Source organism: Pacificimonas sp. ICDLI1SI03 (assembly GCF_054740865.1).
Genome location: NZ_JBSQAU010000002.1, coordinates 500,951 through 522,337 on the forward strand (window position 1 = coordinate 500,951; position 21,387 = coordinate 522,337).

Below are 21,387 nucleotides of genomic sequence, written 5' to 3' on the forward strand. Positions count from 1 at the left end.
ATAGCTTCTTTGCCCGCCACTGTCATTGGGGATAATCGCCACAGGCGGGGTGGGGGCGGCATTACCTCCGTGGTCGGCCGCGACGGCCCCGCCCGCGCGTAAGTTATGGCTCCGCATCCCCATGGGCATAGGTACCGATCAGCTCGCCCCTGCCCAGCACATGTCCCTTCATGGCTGCGATCACTTCATCGCGCCCCGCGCGCGGCAGAAGATCAAGTTGCCGGTCGAGCGCGAAAATCTGGAAATGATAATTATGCGGTGGATCCCCTGCCGGGGGGCGGGGGCCGAACCAGCCCAGTGAACCCCGAGCCGTAATCCCCTGACGCATGCCTTTGGGGTCGGTCAGCTGCGGTCCCCCGCCCATGCCCTCGGGCAGGCGAAGCACGTCCGCCGGAATATTCCATGCCAGCCAGTGGACGATGGGGGCAGGCGTGCCGGCGTCGGGATCCTCGACGATGATCGCATAGCTTTGCGTACCAGCAGGTCCCTCGGTCCAGCTGAGCGCGGGAGAGATGTTTTCGCCATAGGCGGAATGGGCGCGCGGAATTGCGTCGCCCTCAGTAAAACTTGCTTTCACTTGCATGTCGGCTGCGGCGCCTGCCGAAATTCGTTCCAGCGCAAGCGGCTGCGGCCGGTCCGCCGGACTGACCTCCGCGCTTCGCAGCGGTGTCGCGGCGGCATTCCCGCCGGCATAGCTGATCCGGTAAAGTGCGCCGTTCTCTGGATCGGTGACCAGCATGGTTCCATCTGGTGCGAAGGCGAGACCCGTCGGACGACCCGTCCACGCCGTCTCCCCCTCGATCTGCTGCAGGAAGCCCGTCAGGAACGGCTCCGCCGACTGGGCCTGGCCATCTTCGCCAAAACGAATGCGCACGACCTCATATCCGGCGGGTGCTTCGCGGTTCCAGGAACCACGATAGGCGGCAAAGATATCGCCCTGCATGTCGACAGGAAAGTTCGTGCCGCGATTGAACGCCATCTGCATTGGCGCGGCGTGGGCGGTGTAGCCCAGCACCATCGGCGTGCTGATCGCCTTCCAGTCATCCATCGTCAGGCCGCCGGGGGGATAATCCTGCGGGTTTTCACCATCCGCACCCCAGACATAGGGCCAGCAATAGGTGCCATTCTGAACGATGTGATTGACCTCCTCCGGCTGCACTTCGTCGCCCAGCCAGTCGATCCCGTGATCCAGACCCCACAGCGCGCCATTGCGGGGATTCCAGTCGAAACCGATCGTGTTCCGCAGGCCAGAGGCGAATATCTGTCGGCCGGAGCCATCGGCTCTGATCCTGACGATCGTCGCGTTTTCAGGATTGTTTTCGGCGCAGGCATTACAGGTAGAACCGACCGAGATGTAGATGCGACCGTCCGGTCCCACGCCCAGCGTCCGGTTCGGGTGCTGGCCCGCGTCTGGCAGATCGTCGACGATCAGTTGTAGCGGCCCCAACCTGCCATCCGGGCCGATATCGGTTTGGTACAGTTCCTTTATCGTGACCAGGTACATGGTGCTGCCGTCGATGGCGATGCCATGCATATAGGGGCGCGACGCGACGGTTTGCTTCCCCTCGTAAACGCCATCGCCGTCCCGGTCCCTCAATAGCTGGACATCACCTTCGGTGCGGCGTGTCACGTAAACGCGCCCCTCGTCAGAAATTGCCAGCATGCGCGCATTGCCAAGATCGTTTGCAACCAGTTCGACCTTGAAGTCTTCCGGCACCTTCAGGCTGCGCGGGTCGGGATCAGCCTGCCGGAATTTGTTCACATGACCCAGGATGGTTGCCTCTGGGCCGGGCTCCACCTCTCCTCCGGCGGATTGCCCCACGGCCGATGTCGCCACGAAGGACACGGCAACAGCGGTCAGGAGTGCAGAGACCTTCATGAAGGCTTCGCCGTTTGCGATGCTGCGGGAACGTCGCGCGGCAGTTCGTCCGGTATCGTCGCTTCGTCGGCGATTCCAGCTGCGAAGGAGGCGGAGGAGTCGGTGCCATCCGGCTGATGCGCGCGTGCGGGTGGGGCAGGCGTAAATGTTCTGCGTTCTGTATTGCGAGTACGATCCGCTGTCTTGCGGGTGTCATCATTTCCGTTCTTGGTGCCACGCCTGAACCATAACGCCCCGGCCGCCAGTCCGGCGGCGCCTAATATTCCGGCGGTGCGCCATGGATGCATCTGTGCTTCCAGCGCCATGCTCTGTCGGCGGACATAGACGTCCTGATTGCTTTCGATGCGGCCATCCCGGCGCGCCTCGAACAGGTTATCGCGCGTGCCCGGCGCCGGCGGCTGATCAGTGGACTGGCCCTTTTCCATGAACAGCGCCTCCATGATCTTGTCGGTCAGGCGCGGTGCGGCGTTGCCGAATTTCGTTATCGCGAAGCCATTGCCGCCGACGGTCAGCGACCGTTTGGGATGTTCTGCGGCAAAGCAGATCGCCTTTGCCACCAAGCGCGGATCGTAAAGAACCGGCGGTACGCGTGCCGGCTTGTCCATCTTGTTGCGCGCATGTTCGGGATAGGGGGTGTTTATGGAGGCTGGCTTGATCAGCGTGACGGAAACCGGAGCGTCCTCTTCCTCCAGTTCCATGCGCAGCACGTCCGTAAAGCCTAGAACCGCATGCTTCATGGCGCTGTAGCCGCCCTGAATGGGGATCGCGCGTTCGGAAAGGATCGAGCCGACATTGATGATCGCGCCGCCGCGCCCGCGCAGCTTCTCGGCGGCGTAAAGGGACGCTGCCACCGTGCCGAAATAGCCCGTGTCGAACAGCTTGCGATGCTCCTCCATCGTCATGTCCGCCATCCGCGCATAGACGGCAGCGGCGGCATTGTTCACCCAGGTGTCAAAGCCGCCAAAGGCTTCCTCAGCCTTGGCTCCGATGCGCTCGGCCGCACCGTCCTCTGCGATGTCGACGGCGATATATACCGCGCGCCCTCCGGCGGCCTCAACGCGGGCGGCGGCATCCTTCAACGCTTCCTCATTGCGGGCAACAAGAACAAGATTGGCTCCCGCCTCAGCGGCACGAAGTGCGGTGGCCAGACCGATTCCGCTCGACGCGCCGGTCACGACCATCGTCTGCTGAGAGAGGGGTTTCAGGGAAATTTTCATGCGCCGGCTCCTAATCCTGATCTGACGGCCACGGGGGGACCTGATCCAGCAACGGGACCACGGACGGATTGTTCCGACTAAACCTATGTAAATATGAGGGGAATGGATCGCCTTGGCCAGAGCCGACGGCTCCGTAATGACCCTGCTTAACCATTGCAGGGCCTAGAAATTGATCCTCGCCAAAGCGACCTGCGCGGGCGTCTAGCCGGCGTTGGCGGCCTCGTCCTCGACGTCGTCATTGCTCGGCGACAGCGAGCGCAAACGTGCCATCTGGCTCTGGAATTGCCGCAGCTCCCCGCCCGTCAGTTCCAGTCCGGTCGGCAGGGTCTGGGATTTGGGGTTTACCGCCCGTCCGGCTACCAGCACTTCGTAGTGCAGATGGGGGCCGGTCGACATGCCGGTCGACCCGACATACCCCACCTTGTCCCCCTGGTTCACATGCGCGCCAGATCGGATGCCAGGGCCGAAATCTTTCATGTGGCTATAGCTGGTGACGATGCCGTTGGCGTGGCGCACGCGCACCTGATTGCCATAACCGCCATTGCGGCCTGCGAAGATGACGGTCCCTGCGGCGGTCGCCTCAATGGGGGAGCCAGCGCGCGCGGCATAATCCAGCCCCTTGTGCATGCGTGTGCGCTTCAGGATGGGATGGTTCCTGACACCAAAGCCGGAGGATTCGCGGGCACCGCGAACCGGCGTGGCGGACATCCCCTCCTTCACGCCTTTTCCGTCGGGCAGGAAATATTCCAGTTTGCCGCCCTTCTCCCACGCCGCGATTTCCAGGTCTTTCTTCGGTCCTGCGAGCCGCGCGTAAAGGAGATCACCCGTTTCCGATTCGCCCGTTTCCGCGCGACGATGCGCGACGACGACATCGAATTCGTCTGACGCATAGACGTTGCGCTGGAAATTAACGCGCGGAGACAGCGCCTTGATGAAATTTGCGACGACCCGGCTGGGAAGGCCGGCGGCACGCGCGGATTTGTACAGGCTGTCACCGACCATGCCGGTGATGCGCAGCGGCGTATCGTCGATGCGAATGGGGATGCGGCGTGCGAACAGCTTGCCATCATTGCCGCGCGATACGTCGATCTTCAGGTCGAGCGCGGCCCGGAACGACAGCGCATCGAGCGGGCGCGGCTGCGTCTTGTCGCTGCGGCGGCCGAGAACGATGTCGAATTCGGTTCCAGGCTTCAGATTGCCGATCTCCGCAAAATCCTCGATCAGCGATGTGGCCTCGGCGATGTCCGCCATGCTGACTCCCGCTCTTCGCAGAGCGCCGCCGAAGCTGTCGACGCTTCCCAGTTCCGCGGTCAATTCGATGTGCGGGCGCTCCGGTGTTTCGGACAGCGGCTGGACCAGCACGGTGGGGGCAACACGGGCGCCGGTGCGTCCTCCGGCACTGAGGGGCGCAATGCTGATCGCTGCCAGTGCCGCCATCTGCGCCTGAGGCAGCGGCGCATAAGCCCGTGTCGGCAGCTTGGCGGGGCTTGTCGCCAGCAGAAACGCCGCGACCAGCATCACGACCAGGCTGACCATGCCACGCCACCAGGCGGAGGAACCGATATCGTTGCCCAAGTCGACAAAAAACCCGTTAGCGGGAGTCTTCGTCGCCGCGATGGCGAACGGGCTTAGCTCGTCGAGCGCGGCTCCCTTGTACAAAAGACCCCTCCTTATTCGGTCGCCTTCATGGCACCTGCATGGCACCTGCGGCCGAAAATCCTGCCAATCCACATAGTCGGCAGGATTCTTTAATGTCAAATAAACGGAATCGCCTGTTCGTCGCTCCTGCGTTCAGCCGTTGTTGTGTCGCGGCGAACCGATGCCCCGTCGCAGAGTTTGCCGCACGGCAGTTGCGCCCGCGCCCTATCGGACTAATTCCGCATCATGGATATTGTCAGCACAGATGCGCAGCCGCCCGCCAGTCAGCCCGCCGTCACGCGGCGCACGGAGTACCGCCCGCCCGCCTGGCAGGTGCCCGATGTTGCGCTGACGTTCGATCTTGGCGCAGGGGAGACGCGCGTGGCTGCGCGCCTTTCCATCGTGCGCGGAGAGGGCGAATCTGGCCCGCTCGTCCTGAATGCGGAAGCACTGGAGTTTGTGCGGGTGGCCGTCGACGGCCGGGATCTCGATTCCGGCGACTATATGTTCGCCGACGATTTGTTGACCGTGCCGATCGATGGCGACAGTGCGATCGTCGAAACGGAGGTTCTGCTGAGGCCGGACCGCAACACGCAATTGATGGGCCTTTACGCCTCTGGCGATATTCTTTGCACCCAGTGCGAGGCGGAGGGATTTCGCCGCATTACGCCCTTTCCAGACCGGCCCGACATTTTGTCCCGTTATACGGTGACACTGCGCGCGCAGGCGGATGAGTACCCCGTGCTGCTGTCGAACGGCGATCCCGGCGAGTTGCGGACGCTGGGTGATGGGCGACATGAAATCGTCTGGACGGACCCGCATCCGAAGCCCTGCTATCTGTTCGCCGCCGTCGCGGGGCGCCTGGGTGTCCTGCGCGACAGTTTCACCACCATGTCCGGGCGCCTTGTGCAGCTGGGCATATGGGTACGTCCGGGGGACGAGCCGCGCTGTCGCCACGCCATGCAGGCGCTGAAGGACGCGATGAGCTGGGACGAGCGGGTTTATGGCCGCGAATATGATCTGGATGTCTTCAACATTGTCGCCGTCGATGATTTCAACTTTGGCGCAATGGAAAATAAGGGTCTGAACATATTCAATTCCAAATATGTTCTCGCCGACCGCGACGTAGCCACCGACCGCGATTTCGACAATATCGCAGCCATCGTCGCGCATGAATATTTCCACAATTGGAGCGGTAACCGCATCACCTGCCGCGACTGGTTCCAGTTGAGCCTGAAGGAAGGGCTGACCGTGTTTCGCGATCAGTCGTTCAGCGCCGATCACGGCAGTGCAGCCGTCACCCGGATCAACGATGTGCACACCCTGCGCGTGGCGCAATTTCCGGAAGATGCCGGGCCGCTGGCGCATCCGATCCGGCCTGATTCCTATCAGGAAATCTCCAATTTCTACACGGCGACCATCTACAATAAGGGCGCTGAGGTCATCCGCATGATGGCGACATTGGCGGGCCCCGAACGCTATCGTGCCGGCACAGATCTTTATTTCGAGCGGCATGACGGCCAGGCGGCAACCTGCGACGACTGGATTGCCGCCATAGAAGACGGCGCGGGTCTGGACCTGTCGCAATTCCGCCTGTGGTACGAACAGGCGGGAACGCCTGTCGTAACCGGGCGACTTCGTCGGAGCGGAGAGCAGGTGACGCTGACCCTGTCGCAGCACGTGCCGCCGACACCGGACCAGCCCGTGAAGCGTCCCATGCATATTCCCCTGCGCGTAGCCCTGCTGGGCCGGGAAAGCGGATCACGCATTACGGAAGAGCGCGTCCTCGAACTGACAGAATCGATGCAGGATTTCGTGTTCGAAGATGTTCGCGAAACGCCTGTGCTTTCCCTCAATCGCGGCTTTTCCGCCCCGGTAGAGGTGCGGACCGACCGCACGACGGAGGACTTGGCGTTTCTGGCGGCGCACGACGACGATCCGTTTGCGCGGTACGAGGCGACGCAGGAATTGATGTCCTTGTGGCTTGCGTCGCGCGCCACGGGCGGCGAGCCGGGTGCCCCCCGCGCCATCGTTGAGGCGGTCCGCAAAACCTTGTCCGACCAGTCGCTTGACCCCGCCTTCCAGGCAGAGGCGATCCAATTGCCCGCCGATACGATGATCGTCGACCGCATCGGTCATGATGCCGACCCCGAAGCAGTCGTTGCCGCACGCAAACAGCTGATGCGTGCGCTGCTTCACGGCGTCGGGCGCGAGCGGGTGACGGACCTGTTCACCAGTTTGGGCGGGGGCCCCTTCGGACTGACACCACATGCGAAGGGCCGTCGCCGACTGCGCGGCGTCGCCTTGCAATTGCTGTTCGCCGATGCCGACGAGGCCGCCTGCCGCGCCGCCGCGGACCTGTACGACAATGCGGACAATATGACCGATCGAATGGCAGCGCTCGGCGTGCTCGCCAATTCCGAGGCGCCGCAGCGGGAGGGGGCGCTCACCGATTTCCAGGCACGCTTTGCCGGAGACGCAAATGTCATCGACAAATGGTTCGCGGTGCAGGCATTGGCAGAGGTAGGCGATCCACTGGCGACGGCGGTGGCGCTGATGCGGCGGGACGATTTCTCGATTTCCAACCCCAATCGCTTTCGGGCGCTGATCGGTGGCTTCGTTGCGAACATGGCCGGGTTTCATCGCCCGGATGGCGCGGGCTATCGCCTCCTGGCCGATCAGATCCTGGCCGTCGACCGTCTGAATCCGCAGACGGCAGCCCGGTTCATCGCGCCGCTGGGCCGCTGGCGCCGGTTCGAGACGAATCGCGCCGCCCTGATGCGCGGCCAATTGGCCCGCATCCTGGCGACGAAGAACCTGTCGAAGGATGTGCGCGAGATGGCGGAGAAATCACTGGGCGAGGCGGGCAGGTAAGCGCCGGTCGCCTGGTATCGGGGGTTCAGCGGTGTACCTCCGCCAGCAGGGCGCGCGCTTCGTCCGCGTCCTCGTCCAGCACCATCAGACGCGATGGCATCATCGCGCCGCCGAACGCGGACGACAGATTATGATCCAGCAGCAGTGCCTCGATGCCCGCCGCGTCCAGTCGCGCGCGTGCCAGATCGGCCTCTACGGGGCCATGAAACCGCGCGATCTCGACCATCGGCATCAGAGGCTGTTGGCCCCCTGGCCACCCTCTGGTCCGAAATAACGGTTGGTGGGCCGGATCGGCAGGCCATCGATGGATTTTGTGCGTCCTCTTACCGTTTCGACCCATGCATCGCCGTCGGCATTCGCATGCGCCTTTGGCAGCGTCGCGCGTGGCCGCTCGACATGCATGATGGGGACACCCCAGCCGCAGCTTGTCTGCACGCTTTCCACCTCGATGCGGAATATCTGCCGCGTGCCCGGCAGAATCTCAAAATGCCGAACGAGGTCTGGCCATTCCTTGTCCTGCGGCAATACGGGCACGCCGCGCCCATAAATGCGCAAAATATTCGCAGGATTTTCGAACGCGCAGAACATGATCGTAATACGGCCGTCGGCGGAAAGATGAGCGTGCGTCTCATTGCCCGATCCGCCGAGGTCCAAATAGGCAATTTTGTCGTTCGAGAGGATGCGGAAGGTGTCCAGACCCTTGGGGCTGAGATTGATGCGCGCGCCCGCCGCCGCCGTCGCCGTGAAGAAAACGGCCTGCGCGCGGATGAACGCCATGTGCTTTTCCGTCAGCGTGTCGGTGAAATCGGCCATGGTCAGTCCTGCATCAATTCGAATTTCAGAAGCAGCGTGCGCTGCAATGGCGAGAAATTGTCGTCGCTGACGATATAGAGGAACGTGCGCCCGTCTTCGACCCTCACGGCCAGCCCCTCGAAATTATCGACTGTTTCAGGCGGATGGAGAATTGCGAGATTGCGCAGCTGTTCTGTCGGCGGCGCGCCCGCGTCGCCCTCGACCACCAGATCGACCCGCGCGCCCACCCCCTCCAGCAGTGAAAAGGATCTGCCGAGCAGCAACTGCCCCTGCGGCGCCCAGTCGGCATCGGTCGGTTTGAACGGCGATGGCATCGCCACGCCGAAGGGCGTTTCCCTGTTCGGCCAGCCATCGCAGTCGACGCAGCTTAGGTCGATCGCCGCCGCCAGATCATCTTCGTCGCGCACATCCTCCGCATAGATGCGCAGGTGCGGCGGCGAACCTGCGATGGCCTCCGCGCCGCCATTCGACGGCTGTACCTTCAGAAAGGCTTCGGCAAGGCCGGCGTCGCTGGGCACCCCGCCCGGTGCGCCGTCCGGCAGCAGATCATAAACCAGCACCCGATGATCGTGCTCGAACCCGATGATGGCACCTGTCGCGCGGCAGGCCGGGCGGGCGCCGTCACAGCCCTCGATCAGGGTCAACGATTCGGCGTCAGCATTGGCCTTGCCCTCCAGAATCTCGCCCGATGGTCCGCGCAGATCGCCCATCCGTGCAGATCTGATGCCGGTCAGACGATGCGCGTCCTCGATGGGTTCCAGCAGCAGCCAATTGCCTGCATCGGTAATCCCCAGCAGACTTGGCACATCCGAATTCAGCCAGCGAAGGCCGGAAATGCCGCCGAAGCGCGCGTCATCTGATTGCAGCCGCAGGCCGCCGCGATATTCCAGGCGCCCGGCGCGCTGCTGCGCGGGATCGCGCTCGTTAAGCGGTACCGGCGTCGCAGTAACGGAAATCGCGTCCGATGACGCGCTAGCCGCCGCGGCGCCCTCCTCCCTTCCGGCGCAGGCGGTTGCCACGAACAGTAGCGCCGCCAAAAGGCAGGCCCGCCGGGCGATGGGCATGTTGCGGCGGACGAGCATTCGCTGGGACGACTCCGGGTGGCGGTTCACGCTCAGCCTAGCTACATCGCCTGCCAATGTCCCGCACCCCTCTCGACATATTGCAGCAGGTCTTTGGCTATCCTGCATTCCGCCCCCTGCAGGGCGACATTATCGCGGCGGTCACTGCGGGGGAGGACCGGCTGGCCATCATGCCGACGGGCGCTGGCAAGTCGCTTTGCTATCAGATCCCGGCCATGGCACGGCCGGGCACCGGGCTGATCATCTCGCCTTTGGTGGCACTGATGCACGATCAGGTGCGCGCGCTCCGCGCCGTGGGCGTGACCTGCGCGGCGCTAACCGCCGATACGGACGCGGATGAGCGCGGCCGCGCATTCGACGCGCTGGACGATGGAACGCTGGACCTGCTCTATGTTGCGCCGGAACGGGCGACGATGCCGCATTTCCAGGATCGTCTGGCGCGGGCGCGGCTGTCCCTGATCGCCATCGACGAGGCGCATTGTGTCAGCCAGTGGGGACATGATTTCCGCCCCGACTATCGGCAATTGCGTCCACTCGCCGACCGCTTCCCCGGTGTGCCGCGCATCGGCCTGACCGCGACGGCGGATAAGGTAACGCAGGCCGATATTGCCGAGCAGCTGGGCATCGGCGCGGGCAATGTGGTGGTCGCCGGCTTCGACCGTCCGAATATCACCTATTATGTGAATCAGGGGGCCAGCCGTACCACGCAGCTGACCGACTGGCTGGAGGATCGTCGCGGGCGGTCGGGGATCGTCTATGCGCCGACCCGGGCGAAAACGGAGGCGCTGGCCGCCGCCCTCGAAAAGCGCGGCCACCGTGCACACGCATATCATGCCGGTCTGGACCATGCCGAGCGGCGCGCCAATCAGGAGGCGTTCGTGCGCGCCGACGATGTCATCATGTGTGCGACCGTCGCCTTTGGCATGGGCATCGACAAGCCCGACGTGCGCTTTGTTGCGCATATGGCCCTCCCGAAAAGCATCGAGGCCTATTATCAGGAAACCGGCCGCGCCGGTCGCGATGGCGCGCCCGCGGAGGCGGTGATGTGGTGGGGCGCTGCGGATGTCGCCCGTGCGCGCTCGCAACTGGGCGAGAATGGTTTGGGCGAGGCGCAGGCGCGGGTCGAGGAGGGAAAGCTGAATGCGCTGGCCGCCTTTGCCGCGTCGACCGCATGCCGCCGTATCGCGCTCCTCACCTATTTCGGAGAACCTGCACCGCCGCCCTGTGGAAATTGCGACAATTGTCTTCACCCGCCAAAGGTTACGGACGTCACTGAGGATGCGGTGAAGCTGTTGTCTGCCGTCTATCGCACAGGGCAGCGGTTTGGGCTGGGCCATGTCGCTGCGGTGCTGGCGGGCGATGCCAATGAACGGGCGGTGGGCCTGGGCCATACGGATTTGGGGGTCTTTGGCCTGACGCCGGACAAGGACATGGGCGACTGGCGCCCGGTACAGCAGCAGCTGGTCGCGATGGATGCGCTACGGGCGGATGCGCGTCATGGCGGCATTTCTCTGGGGCCGTCCGCGCGGGCGATCCTGAAGGGGGAGCGGACCGTCGAGATCACGCCGCCGCCGGAGGGAAAGCGCCGGAGCCGCTCCCGCCGCGGAAAGGGCGACGCGCCAAAATTGTCAGCCGCAGACAATCCCCTGTTCGATGCGCTGCGAGAGCGGCGTCGGCAGATTGCGGAGGAAGCGGGCGTGCCGGCCTATGTCGTATTCCACGACGCCACCCTGCAGGAAATGGCCGCGGCGCGTCCCGTTACCCTTACTGATATGGGCAGGATCGGCGGCGTGGGTGCGACAAAGCTGGAGCGATTTGGCGACGCATTTCTGCAAGTGATCGATGGCTTTAACGCCTGAGGGTCAGGCGACCAGCAACAGCAGGGCAACGCCCATCAGGATACGATAAACGACGAAGACCATCATTGAGGCGCGCTTCAGGAAGCGCATCAGGAAGACCATGGTCAGGATGGCGGCAATGAAGGTCAGGCCGCCGGCGATGAGCGCATCCTGCTGCATTGAGGCCGTCGCATCGGCGAGGTCCAGCACCGCGAGCAGGCCAGCGCCGGCGATGGCGGGGATCGACAACAGGAAACTGAACCGGGCGGATTCCACGCGGCCATAGCCGAGCAGGCGCGCCGCGCTCATCGTGATACCGGAACGGCTGGTGCCGGGGATCAGCGCCAGTGCCTGAAACAGCCCGATGATGACGGCGTCCTTCAGGCTTGCATCCTCGAAGCGTTTGACATGCTTGCCGAACCGGTCGGCGAGGCCGAGGATGACGCCCCAGAAGATCAGGTTGATAGCGACCAGTTGCGTCGACCGGAAGCCCTCCAGATAGCCGCCCGTTTTCAGGAACAGACCGACGACCACAGCGGGGATGGTGCCAGCAACGATGTACCAGAACAGGCGGCGTTCCCTGGGAGAAGTGTTGCCGACCCCGACGCTGGCGAGGCCGCCGCGTGCCAAACCGCTGACGTCGCGCCAGAAATAAACGATGATCGCGGCCAGCGTGCCGACATGGACGGCGACGTCGATCAGGGGGCCCTGGTCGGGCAGATCGGTCAGCTTTGGGATCAGGATCAGATGGCCCGACGAACTGATCGGCAGGAACTCCGTCACGCCCTGAACGATGGCGATGATGAGGAGTTGAACGAAATCCATGAGGGCCCCCGCTGGCGAGAAAGCGCGGCGCATAGCAGGCGGACAGGGCCTTGTCGCGGCGAAGTTGGCGAAGGTGCCGCGCTAAACGACTCCCGCAGCAATGGTCGCAAACCGGTACTAAGACATAGCCAATCACGTTAGATTTCTTTTTAAATTCGTTATAACAGACGCAGGTAAGTCAATACTACTGTCATAAAACCGGTAACGCGCTGGACTTTCAGCCAGTTTTGTGGCAAAAGGCGCGCGAAATAGACAGTGGGGACCCGTTGGGATCGTTATGGCCGCATCAGACATGCTGAAGTTCACCAAGGTGGATCAGGATTATCCAACCAAAAGGCCCGCCGGGGAGCGGGACGATGACTTCCTGGAGATCAGCCGTCCGTTCATTCTGGATAAGGCGGAGGAGCAATCGTCGCGCTGTTCCCAATGCGGCGTGCCCTTTTGCCAGGTGCATTGTCCGCTGCACAACAACATCCCCGACTGGCTGCGCCTGACCGCCGAGGGTCGGCTGCAGGAAGCGTGGGAGATGGCGGAATCGACCTCCACCATGCCGGAAATCTGTGGTCGCATCTGTCCGCAGGACCGCCTGTGCGAGGGCAATTGCGTCATCGAGCAATCCGGCCACGGCGCGGTCACCATCGGCAGCGTGGAAAAATTCGTCACCGAAAATGCCTGGGAACAGGGCTGGGTGAAGCCCATCAGCATCCTGCGCGATCGCTCCCACCGCTCCGTCGGCATTATCGGTGCCGGGCCCGCCGGCCTGACGGCGGCGGAATTACTGCGGCGCAAGGGGTATAAGGTGACGGTCTATGACCGCCATGATCGCGGCGGCGGCCTGCTGACCTATGGCATTCCGGGCTTCAAGCTGGAGAAATATGTCGTCGGGCGCCGACTGGAGCGGCTGGAGGCGTCGGGCATCGAGTTCAAATATGAATTGCAGGTCGGCACCGACGCCACCATGGACCAGCTGCGTTCGCGCCATGACGCGATCCTGATCGCGACCGGCGTTTACAAGGCGCGCGAATTGCAGGCGCCGGGCGTCGGCAGCGGCGGCGTCATCAAGGCGCTGGACTATCTGATCGCGTCGAACCGCAAGGGATTTGGCGACGAGGTTCCCGGCTTTGACGACGGCACGTTCAATGCGCAGGGCAAGCGCGTCGTCGTGATCGGCGGCGGCGACACGGCGATGGACTGCGTCAGGACAGCGGTACGGCAGGGCGCGAAGAGCGTGAAGTGCCTCTATCGCCGCGACCGCGCAAACATGCCGGGCAGTGCGCGCGAAGTTGCCAATGCAGAGGAAGAAGGTGTCGATTTCGTCTGGCTGACGTCACCCGCCGCATTCCACGATGAGGGCGGCCAGGTCAGTGCCGTTCAGGGTACGCGCATGAAGCTGGGCCAGCCCGGTCCCGACGGCCGCCGCGAACCCGAACCCGGCGGCGAGGATTTCCGCGAGGATGCCGATCTGGTCATCATGGCGCTGGGTTTCAGTCCGGAGGATCTGCCGCAGATGTTCGGCACGCCAGACCTGGGCGTCACCCGCTGGGGCACGCTGCGCGCCGATCACAAGACCATGATGACCAGCCTGGACGGCGTATTCGCCGCCGGCGACATCGTCCGCGGCGCATCGCTGGTGGTGTGGGCCGTCCGCGACGGCCGCGACGTTGCGAAGACGATGCACGAATATCTGCTGGCGATGGACGCGGAAGAGAAGGCGGCGGCGTAATCCCGCCTTTCCGACAAAGCAGCGAGGGTGCCGACAGGAAGAGGCAGCCGGGACGAAGAGAAAGAAACAGACGATGACCGATATTCAGTTCGAACGCGCCCGCCTGGCCGAAACCGGCATGTACCGGCCCGACATGGAATCCGATGCCTGCGGCGTCGGCCTGATCGCGGCGACCGATGGGAAGGCGTCGCGGCGCGTGGTGCAGTTGGGCATCGATGCGCTGAAGGCCGTTTATCATCGCGGCGCCGTCGATGCGGATGGCAAGACGGGCGACGGCGCGGGCATTCATGTCGAGCTGCCGGTCGCCTTCTTCAATCAGCATATCGAGCGCACGGGTCACCGGCCGCACCGGGATTCCCTGCTGGCCGTGGGACAGGTGTTTCTGCCGCGCACGTCGCTGAACGATCAGGAAACCTGCCGCGCCATCGTGGAATCGGAAATCCTGGAATTCGGCTATCGCATCTATGGCTGGCGGCAGGTGCCGGTGGACACGTCGGTCATCGGTGAAAAGGCGCGCGTGACGCGGCCCGAGATCGAGCAGATCATGATCGCCGGCCCCAATCCCGGCCCGGATTATGAGAACCAGACCAAGTTCGAAAAGGATCTGTACCTGGTGCGGCGGCGCATCGAAAAGCGGGTGATCGCCGCGCAGATCAAGGATTTCTACATCTGTTCGCTGTCGTCGCGGTCCATCATCTACAAGGGGTTGTTCCTGGCCGAAAGCCTGGCCGACTTCTATCCCGACCTGCTGGACGACCGCTTCACCAGCCGTTTTGCCATTTTTCACCAGCGTTATTCCACCAACACCTTCCCGGAATGGTGGCTGGCGCAGCCGTTCCGCTGTCTTGCCCATAATGGCGAGATCAACACGGTGCGCGGCAATAAGAACTGGATGAAAAGCCACGAGATGCTGATGGCGGCGGAAGCCTTTGGCGATCATTCGGGCGAGGTGAAGCCGGTCATTCCGGCGGGCGCATCCGATACGGCGGCGCTGGACGCCACGTTCGAGGTGATGGTCCGGTCGGGCCGCAACGCGCCCACCGCCAAGCTGATGCTGGTGCCAGAGGCATGGTCGAAGGATTCGACCCTGCCCGACGCGCATCGCGCTATGTACGCCTTCTTCGCCAGCGTCATGGAGCCGTGGGACGGCCCCGCCGCGCTGGCCATGACGGATGGCCGCTGGGTCGCAGCCAGTGTCGACCGCAACGCGCTGCGCCCGATGCGCTATACGATCACGGGCGACAATCTGCTGCTGGTGGGTTCGGAAACCGGAATGGTGCCGGTCGCCGAGACCAATGTCGTCGAAAAGGGGGCATTGGGCCCGGGTCAGATGATCGCCGTCGACCTGGACGAGTGCAAATTCTACCACGACCAGGAAATCAAGGACCGCGTCGCCGCGGCGAAGGATTATCCCGCGCTGATCTCCAACTTCACGCGGTTCGAACATCTGCCGGGTGCCGGTGCGCCGCAGCCGGCGCGCGCCTATGACAATGCCGAACTGCGCCGCCGCCTGATCGCGGCGGGCATGACGATGGAGGATATGGAGCTGATCCTGGCGCCGATGGCGGAGGAGGGCAAGGAAGCCATCGGGTCCATGGGCGACGATACCCCCCTGGGCGTGATCAGCACGAATCCGCGCGTATTCAGCCATTTCTTTCGGCAGAATTTCAGCCAGGTGACCAATCCGCCGATCGATTCACTGCGCGAAACGCGGGTCATGTCGCTGAAGACGCGCTTTTCCAATTTCACCAATGTTCTGGACGACGATGCAGACCAGAAGGGCGTGATGATCGCGCAGTCGCCGGTTTTCACCAATCGCGACTGGCACCGGCTGCAGGCGCATTTCGGCATTGGTGAAGAGGATGGCAGCGCAGCGGAAATCGACTGCACATTCCCGGTCGGCGGCGACGAGAACGATTTGCGCGATGCGATCCGCCGGGTTCGCGAAGAGGCGGAACATGCCGTTCGTTCCGGCAAATCGCAGCTGTTCCTGACCGACGAGCATGTCGGCCCGGACCGCATGGCGATTACCATGATCCTGGCGGCGGCGGGCGTTCACACGCATCTGGTGCGTAAGGGGCTGCGGTCCTATGCCAGCATCAATGTGCGGTCCGCCGAATGTCTGGACACGCATTATTTCGCGGTCCTGATCGGGGTCGGCACGACGACGGTGAACGCCTATCTGGCCGAGGAAGCGATTGCCGCACGGCATGCGCGCGGCCTGCTGGGCGACCGGACGCTGGACGCCTGTATCGCCAGTTACAAGGCCGCGATCGACGGCGGCCTGCTGAAGATCATGTCGAAGATGGGAATCTCCATCATCTCCTCCTATCGCGGCGGCTATAATTTCGAGGCTGTGGGCATTTCGCGCAGCCTGGTGCAGGAATTTTTCCCCGGAATGCCGTCGAAAATTTCCGGCGAGGGATTTGCCAGCCTGCATCAATCGGCGCGGCGGCGGCATGAAACCGCCTATGACGAGGATGTGCTCGCCCTGCCGGTGGGCGGCATGTACCGCTATCGTTCCGGTTCGGAACCGCATGCCTATGAGGCGAACCTGATCCACCTGCTGCAAAAGGCGGTAGAGACGGGCAGCTATTCGCAATATCAGCAGTTCAGCCGCGGTTGTGCCGATCTGCAGCCGATCTATCTGCGCGACCTGATGGGCTTTACCAGCACGGCGGAGGCCATTCCGGTCGACGAGGTGGAGTCCATTTCCGAAATCAGGAAGCGTTTCGTCTCGCCCGGCATGTCGCTGGGCGCGCTGAGCCCGGAGGCGCACGAGACACTGGCCATCGCCATGAACCGCATCGGTGCCAAGGCCGTGTCGGGCGAGGGCGGCGAGGACAAGAGCCGCTACACACCCTATGCCAATGGCGACAATGCCAATTCCACGATCAAGCAGATCGCGTCCGGCCGCTTTGGCGTAACGGCGGAATATCTGAACGCCTGTACGGAGATCGAAATCAAGGTCGCGCAGGGCGCCAAGCCGGGCGAGGGCGGCCAATTGCCCGGGTTCAAGGTCACCGAACTGATCGCGAAGCTGCGCCATTCCACGCCGGGCGTAACGCTGATCTCTCCGCCGCCGCACCACGACATCTATTCGATCGAGGATCTGGCGCAGCTGATCTATGACCTGAAGCAGATCAATCCGGTGGCGCGCGTCTGTGTGAAGCTGGTGAGTTCTGCCGGCATCGGCACCGTCGCGGCGGGCGTCGCAAAGGCGCATGCCGACGTGATCCTGGTGGCGGGACATACTGGCGGCACTGGCGCCAGTCCGCAGACCAGCATCAAATATGCCGGTACGCCGTGGGAAATGGGACTGAGCGAAGTCAATCAGGTGCTGTCGCTGAACGGCCTGCGTTCACGCGTGAAGCTGCGCACCGATGGCGGGCTGAAGACCGGCCGCGACATCGTCATCGCCGCCATATTGGGCGCTGAGGAATTCGGCATCGGTACGCTGAACCTGGTCGCCATGGGCTGTATCATGGTCAGGCAGTGCCATTCCAATACCTGTCCGGTCGGCGTCTGCACGCAGGACGAGGCGCTGCGTGCGAGATTCACCGGGACGCCCGAAAAGGTCATCAACCTGGTCAGCTTCATCGCCGAGGAGGTTCGGGAAATCCTCGCCTCGCTCGGCATGCGCAGCCTGGACGAGGTGATCGGCCGCACGGAATTGTTGCGGCAGGTGTCGCGCGGTGCGGAACATCTGGACGATCTGGACCTGAACCCCATTCTGGCAAAGCCCGACCTGCGCAAGAACGCGGAGCGGCGCTTCAACATAAAGGGGCACCGGAACGAGGTGGCCGATACGCTGGACGCGCAGATGGTGAAGGACGCCGCGGCCGTGTTTGAGCGGCGCGAGAAAATGCAGCTGACCTACGCGGTCAGGAATACGCACCGCGCGGTCGGCACGCGCCTGTCGCACCATATCGTCAAGACGTTCGGCATGCAGGGGCTGGACCCCGGCCATGTGCATGTTCGTCTGCGCGGATCCGCCGGTCAGTCGCTGGGCGCCTTTGCCGTCCAGGGCCTGACGCTGGAGGTTCTGGGCGATGCCAATGATTATGTCGGCAAGGGCCTGTCGGGTGCGCGGATCGTCGTGCGGCCGGTCGTCTCCTCTACGCTCAAGTCGAACGAAAATGTCATCATCGGCAATACCGTCCTGTACGGCGCGACGGCGGGCGAGCTGTTTGCGGCGGGGATCGCCGGCGAACGCTTTGGGGTGCGCAATTCGGGGGCGACGGTGGTTGTCGAAGGGTGCGGCGCGAACGGCTGCGAATATATGACCGGCGGGCTGGCGGTCATTCTGGGCCGCGTCGGCGACAATTTCGCCGCCGGCATGACGGGGGGCATGGCCTATGTCTATGACGAGGCAGGTGATTTCGCCCGCCGCGTGAACCCGGAAAGCGTCGTCCACGGCCCGCTCCGCTCCGCCCATTGGCAGGCGCACCTGCGCGACACCATCGAACAGCATGTCGAGGCCACCGATTCCAAATGGGCGCGTGGCCTGCTCGACGACTGGGACGACGTGCTGCCCAAATTCGTGCAGATCGTACCAAAGGAAGTGCTGCACATGCTGGAAGTGCCGCTGGAGGAGAACACTCTGGTGGCGGCGGAGTAGCGGTGGGCCTTTCGCGGGGGCGTGGGCGGTGAGGCTGACGAAGTATATTCTTCTGCTTTCCGCCCTCGCCACTGGCGGATGCACGGCGACGCACTATCCCGGCATTTCGGGCGTGGACGTGACGTCGCGCGAGCAGCAGCGCCTTGGTGATCTGGTCGCGGCTGCGGAACGGGGCGAGAAACACGCGCAAGTGAAGCTGGGAGATCTGTATCTTTGCGGAACGGGGGTTCCGCGCGACCGCGAACTGGCGAAGAAGCTTTATGAAAGCGCTGCAAAGCCCGGAGGTGGCCGTACGCACATATTCGTTCCGGGTACTTCGCTATATCCTGGACATGTTCAGGTACTGGACAAAGGGCCGGTGCAGGTTGGACTGCCCGAAGCGAGGCTGCGGCTTCACATGTTCGATGAGGAGTTCTGCCCATGAGCGTATTGTTATATTTGCTTTTGTCTTCTGCCTCTCCGGCAGCGCCCAGCCCCGCGCCGGAGGTCCCGGCAAAGATCGTGAAGGACTGCGATACTTGTCCTGAACTGGTCCAGATTCCTGCCGCAGAAGAGGGCGCGCCAACCCTGCTAGTCGGGCGCTATGAAGTGACGTGGTCGGAATATCTTCCCGCGATCGAGGAAGCGGGATGCCCGGTCCCTGAACGGCCGGGGGGCAAGAAGATCGATGTCAGCAGCCCCGCCGTCGATGATCGTGTCGCAATGCACAGCATCACCATCCTGGCCATGGAGTGCTATCTCGACTGGATCAGCGACAAGACCGGGCATCAATATCGCTTCCCCACCGAAGCAGAGTGGATGCATTTCGCCGCTGCCGGCGCAACGACGAACTATCCTTGGGGCGATGAGATCGGTTTCAACAGGGCGTTTGTGCAAACGGCAGATGGACAAATGTTTTATGACCCCGGTCGCTTTTCCATAAAGGGTTTTGGACGACAACGAGGCCCAGCGAACATTCGAGAGGTGGGACTCTTAAGCCCGAACTCGTGGAGTTTATTTGACGTGATCGGTAATGTCGCTGAAGTCGTATCGGATACAGAGCCCTATTATCCAATCATGCTCAGAGATGGTCGTGAGATCCGGCATGACAAATGTGTAAAGGGGACGGATTTTTGTCGATATTACAAGGTTAAGGGCGAGAGGGTGTTCAGAGACTCAACAATTCCTGACTCATCAAAAGTCGCAAATGTAGTAGCTGCCATTCATATTGGATTTCGAGTGGTTAGAGAGTAATTGGCTGCTCGCGATTAAAATCCCTTTTTTACAAGTGCAAGGCGAGAGGCGCATTTAGAGATGCTTGGCGGGTCTCTAAGGCACCCGCGGTCAGGATGTTGAAGGTCGCTCCGCTACCTCCGCTGCTTTAGTAGTGCGAACGACTGGAACCTTCCAAGAAGGTCGAGCGGCTCGTGGCGGGGGCGCTGCGAACAAGGTCCGATCTGGCAGCATGTGAGGACGTTCGGCTTCTCCGATAGCGGGGGAGGGCCTTTCTCTTTGCCGAAGGGGAAGAATGGCGGACTCATCTTGACCTCCCGACCGCGATGATTAGAACAATAAGTGAACATAGGGGTTTCACTCTTGCTTATGGCCGGGGGCGGCGCTGCCTGGCTTCCTAGCTGCTGAAGCTTTTGAAACGGGAGACGAGATGATGCCTGCCCCCACCGCTTTACTCGCTTATGTGGAACTGCCCGCCGTCGATGTTGCGGTGGCCAAGGCGTTTTACGAGGGTGCGTTCGGGTATGATTTTACCGACTACGGCCCGACCTATGCCGGCTCTACCAGCGGCGGCACCGAGATTGGCCTGATATCCGAGGGGGCGCCGCCCGCGCCCATGCCCGGAATCAAGGTCGAGGATCTGGAGGCGGCCCGTGCCCGCGTCACGGCGGCGGGCGGAGAGATCGTCAAGGACATCTTTGCGTTTCCCGGTGGCCGCCGCTTCGAATTCATCGATCCGGCGGGGAACCGGCTGGCGGTTTTCGTTTACGAGGAGTGAGCCCGCCGGGCGGTGCGCAAGATCGGGCGCGAACTTGTTTCGGTGGCCTGCCAGCTTAGAGGTCGTCGAATGTGGGCGCGCGCTTTTCCAGTTGTGCGGCGATGGCCTGCTGCATGTCGTTGCCCTGCAGGAAGGCGGCGTTCCAGACGGCGACATTGTCGAGGCCCTGTTCGATTGACTGGTCGCGGCCCCTGTTCAGGATCGTCTTGGTGCCCATCATCGCGACCGGCGACTTGGCGGCGATTGTGCGCGCCAGGTCCATGGCGGCGGCGATGACGGCGTCATGGTCGGCCGCGATGCTGTTGACGAAGGCATAGTGCGCCGCCTCCTCCGCCGGGAAGCGGCGGCCGGTATAGGCGAGTTCCCGCACCAGGCCCTGCGGTAGTAAATGCGGGATACGCTGCAGCGTGCCGACATCGGCGACGATCCCCACATCGATTTCGGCAATGGCGAACCATCCGTCGGCGGTAATGACGCGCAGGTCGCAGGCGGTCACGAGATCGACGCCGCCGCCGATACAGCCGCCCTGAATGGCGGCGATCACCGGCACGCGGCACTGGTCGATGACCGTGAAGCTGTGCTGCAGGCGCTTCACATGGTTCAGGAAATGGACGCGCTGCCGCGCCGGATCGCGGCTGTCGCCAAAGGGATTGCTGGCCGACTTCAGGTCCAGGCCGGCGGTGAAGTGACGACCTGTCGAGGCGATGACCACCGCCCGCACGCTGGCTTCGCCCTCGATATGGGTGAAGGCGGTGATCACATCCTCCCAGAATTGCGGCGTCATGGTGTTGAATTCATCGCCGCGCGTCAGCGTCACCCGCGCAATATGGTCGGCGGTCTCGACGCGGAGCGTTTCAAGTTGCATTGCGGCCTTCCCAAACTCTAGT

Annotated in this window: 15 protein-coding genes; 7 read left to right on the forward strand and 8 right to left on the reverse strand. The window is 63.0% G+C overall.

Annotated elements, in window-relative coordinates; genetic code table 11:
• Nucleotides 1-103: 103 nt before the first annotated feature.
• The 3 genes from ACSMXM_RS14360 to ACSMXM_RS14370 all read right to left on the reverse strand — a co-directional run bounded on the left by ACSMXM_RS14360 (nucleotide 104) and on the right by ACSMXM_RS14370 (nucleotide 4,755).
• Complete coding sequence (locus tag ACSMXM_RS14360; RefSeq protein ID WP_460317058.1) at nucleotides 104-1,879, reverse strand: YbhB/YbcL family Raf kinase inhibitor-like protein; 1,776 nt, start codon at nucleotides 1,877-1,879, stop codon at nucleotides 104-106.
• Complete coding sequence (locus ACSMXM_RS14365; RefSeq protein WP_460317060.1) at nucleotides 1,876-3,096, reverse strand: SDR family oxidoreductase; 1,221 nt, start codon at nucleotides 3,094-3,096, stop codon at nucleotides 1,876-1,878. The genes ACSMXM_RS14360 and ACSMXM_RS14365 overlap by 4 nt, the downstream gene beginning before the upstream one ends.
• Before the next feature lie 201 nt (nucleotides 3,097-3,297).
• Nucleotides 3,298-4,755 (reverse strand): peptidoglycan DD-metalloendopeptidase family protein, encoded by a 1,458-nt coding sequence (locus tag ACSMXM_RS14370; protein WP_460317062.1) that lies wholly within the window; start codon nucleotides 4,753-4,755, stop codon nucleotides 3,298-3,300.
• 225 nt (nucleotides 4,756-4,980) lie between these two features.
• Between ACSMXM_RS14370 and pepN the strand changes: the two genes are divergently transcribed.
• The gene (gene pepN, locus ACSMXM_RS14375; RefSeq protein ID WP_460317063.1) at nucleotides 4,981-7,608 is read left to right on the forward strand and encodes an aminopeptidase N; all 2,628 of its coding nucleotides are present in this window, start codon (nucleotides 4,981-4,983) and stop codon (nucleotides 7,606-7,608) included.
• A gap of 25 nt (nucleotides 7,609-7,633) precedes the next feature.
• On the opposite strand, the gene ACSMXM_RS14380 is transcribed toward pepN, so the two are convergent.
• Genes ACSMXM_RS14380 through ACSMXM_RS14390 form a run of 3 tightly spaced genes read right to left on the reverse strand, consistent with a single transcriptional unit; the run spans nucleotide 7,634 to nucleotide 9,503 of the window.
• Nucleotides 7,634-7,840 (reverse strand): putative signal transducing protein, encoded by a 207-nt coding sequence (locus ACSMXM_RS14380; RefSeq protein ID WP_460317064.1) that lies wholly within the window; start codon nucleotides 7,838-7,840, stop codon nucleotides 7,634-7,636.
• Nucleotides 7,840-8,421, reverse strand: a complete 582-nt coding sequence (locus tag ACSMXM_RS14385; RefSeq protein WP_460317066.1) for a pyridoxamine 5'-phosphate oxidase family protein — start codon at nucleotides 8,419-8,421, stop codon at nucleotides 7,840-7,842. Before ACSMXM_RS14385 ends, ACSMXM_RS14380 begins: the two co-directional genes overlap by 1 nt.
• A 2-nt stretch (nucleotides 8,422-8,423) precedes the next feature.
• Nucleotides 8,424-9,503 (reverse strand): esterase-like activity of phytase family protein, encoded by a 1,080-nt coding sequence (locus ACSMXM_RS14390; RefSeq protein WP_460317067.1) that lies wholly within the window; start codon nucleotides 9,501-9,503, stop codon nucleotides 8,424-8,426.
• Nucleotides 9,504-9,559: 56 nt separating this feature from the next.
• Between ACSMXM_RS14390 and recQ the strand changes: the two genes are divergently transcribed.
• The gene (recQ, locus tag ACSMXM_RS14395) at nucleotides 9,560-11,362 is read left to right on the forward strand and encodes a DNA helicase RecQ (RefSeq protein ID WP_460317069.1); all 1,803 of its coding nucleotides are present in this window, start codon (nucleotides 9,560-9,562) and stop codon (nucleotides 11,360-11,362) included.
• Nucleotides 11,363-11,365: 3 nt separating this feature from the next.
• Here the strand turns inward: recQ and ACSMXM_RS14400 are convergent, their stop codons facing one another.
• Nucleotides 11,366-12,166: an undecaprenyl-diphosphate phosphatase gene (locus ACSMXM_RS14400; protein ID WP_460317070.1), complete on the reverse strand. Its 801-nt coding sequence runs from the start codon at nucleotides 12,164-12,166 to the stop codon at nucleotides 11,366-11,368.
• 277 nt (nucleotides 12,167-12,443) lie between these two features.
• Between ACSMXM_RS14400 and ACSMXM_RS14405 the strand changes: the two genes are divergently transcribed.
• The 5 genes from ACSMXM_RS14405 to ACSMXM_RS14425 all read left to right on the forward strand — a co-directional run bounded on the left by ACSMXM_RS14405 (nucleotide 12,444) and on the right by ACSMXM_RS14425 (nucleotide 20,500).
• Nucleotides 12,444-13,889, forward strand: a complete 1,446-nt coding sequence (locus tag ACSMXM_RS14405) for an NAD(P)-dependent oxidoreductase (RefSeq protein ID WP_460317073.1) — start codon at nucleotides 12,444-12,446, stop codon at nucleotides 13,887-13,889.
• A 73-nt stretch (nucleotides 13,890-13,962) separates the two neighbouring features.
• Nucleotides 13,963-18,510, forward strand: coding sequence for a glutamate synthase large subunit (gene gltB, locus ACSMXM_RS14410; RefSeq protein WP_460317074.1), 4,548 nt, complete (start codon nucleotides 13,963-13,965; stop codon nucleotides 18,508-18,510).
• A 28-nt stretch (nucleotides 18,511-18,538) separates the two neighbouring features.
• A complete protein-coding gene (locus ACSMXM_RS14415; RefSeq protein WP_460317075.1) occupies nucleotides 18,539-18,934 on the forward strand; it encodes a hypothetical protein in 396 nt (131 codons plus the stop codon).
• Nucleotides 18,931-19,743 carry a formylglycine-generating enzyme family protein gene (locus ACSMXM_RS14420; RefSeq protein ID WP_460317076.1) on the forward strand — a complete coding sequence of 271 codons (813 nt, stop codon included), beginning with the start codon at nucleotides 18,931-18,933 and terminating at the stop codon, nucleotides 19,741-19,743. The genes ACSMXM_RS14415 and ACSMXM_RS14420 overlap by 4 nt, the downstream gene beginning before the upstream one ends.
• Nucleotides 19,744-20,155: 412 nt before the next feature.
• Nucleotides 20,156-20,500, forward strand: a complete 345-nt coding sequence (locus ACSMXM_RS14425) for a VOC family protein (protein WP_460317078.1) — start codon at nucleotides 20,156-20,158, stop codon at nucleotides 20,498-20,500.
• Between the two features lie 55 nt (nucleotides 20,501-20,555).
• On the opposite strand, the gene ACSMXM_RS14430 is transcribed toward ACSMXM_RS14425, so the two are convergent.
• Complete coding sequence (locus ACSMXM_RS14430; RefSeq protein WP_460317079.1) at nucleotides 20,556-21,365, reverse strand: crotonase/enoyl-CoA hydratase family protein; 810 nt, start codon at nucleotides 21,363-21,365, stop codon at nucleotides 20,556-20,558.
• Nucleotides 21,366-21,387 lie beyond the last annotated feature (22 nt).

What these genes read in the sequence shown, in the direction of transcription:
- ACSMXM_RS14360 (WP_460317058.1), bottom strand. Translation starts at nt 1,879, where the DNA reads ATGAAGGTCTCTGCACTCCTGACCGCTGTTGCCGTGTCCTTCGTGGCG.
- ACSMXM_RS14365 (WP_460317060.1), bottom strand. Translation starts at nt 3,096, where the DNA reads ATGAAAATTTCCCTGAAACCCCTCTCTCAGCAGACGATGGTCGTGACC.
- pepN (WP_460317063.1), top strand. Translation starts at nt 4,981, where the DNA reads ATGGATATTGTCAGCACAGATGCGCAGCCGCCCGCCAGTCAGCCCGCC.
- ACSMXM_RS14380 (WP_460317064.1), bottom strand. Translation starts at nt 7,840, where the DNA reads ATGCCGATGGTCGAGATCGCGCGGTTTCATGGCCCCGTAGAGGCCGAT.
- ACSMXM_RS14385 (WP_460317066.1), bottom strand. Translation starts at nt 8,421, where the DNA reads ATGGCCGATTTCACCGACACGCTGACGGAAAAGCACATGGCGTTCATC.
- ACSMXM_RS14390 (WP_460317067.1), bottom strand. Translation starts at nt 9,503, where the DNA reads ATGCTCGTCCGCCGCAACATGCCCATCGCCCGGCGGGCCTGCCTTTTG.
- recQ (WP_460317069.1), top strand. Translation starts at nt 9,560, where the DNA reads ATGTCCCGCACCCCTCTCGACATATTGCAGCAGGTCTTTGGCTATCCT.
- ACSMXM_RS14400 (WP_460317070.1), bottom strand. Translation starts at nt 12,166, where the DNA reads ATGGATTTCGTTCAACTCCTCATCATCGCCATCGTTCAGGGCGTGACG.
- ACSMXM_RS14405 (WP_460317073.1), top strand. Translation starts at nt 12,444, where the DNA reads ATGGCCGCATCAGACATGCTGAAGTTCACCAAGGTGGATCAGGATTAT.
- gltB (WP_460317074.1), top strand. Translation starts at nt 13,963, where the DNA reads ATGACCGATATTCAGTTCGAACGCGCCCGCCTGGCCGAAACCGGCATG.
- ACSMXM_RS14420 (WP_460317076.1), top strand. Translation starts at nt 18,931, where the DNA reads ATGAGCGTATTGTTATATTTGCTTTTGTCTTCTGCCTCTCCGGCAGCG.
- ACSMXM_RS14425 (WP_460317078.1), top strand. Translation starts at nt 20,156, where the DNA reads ATGCCTGCCCCCACCGCTTTACTCGCTTATGTGGAACTGCCCGCCGTC.
- ACSMXM_RS14430 (WP_460317079.1), bottom strand. Translation starts at nt 21,365, where the DNA reads ATGCAACTTGAAACGCTCCGCGTCGAGACCGCCGACCATATTGCGCGG.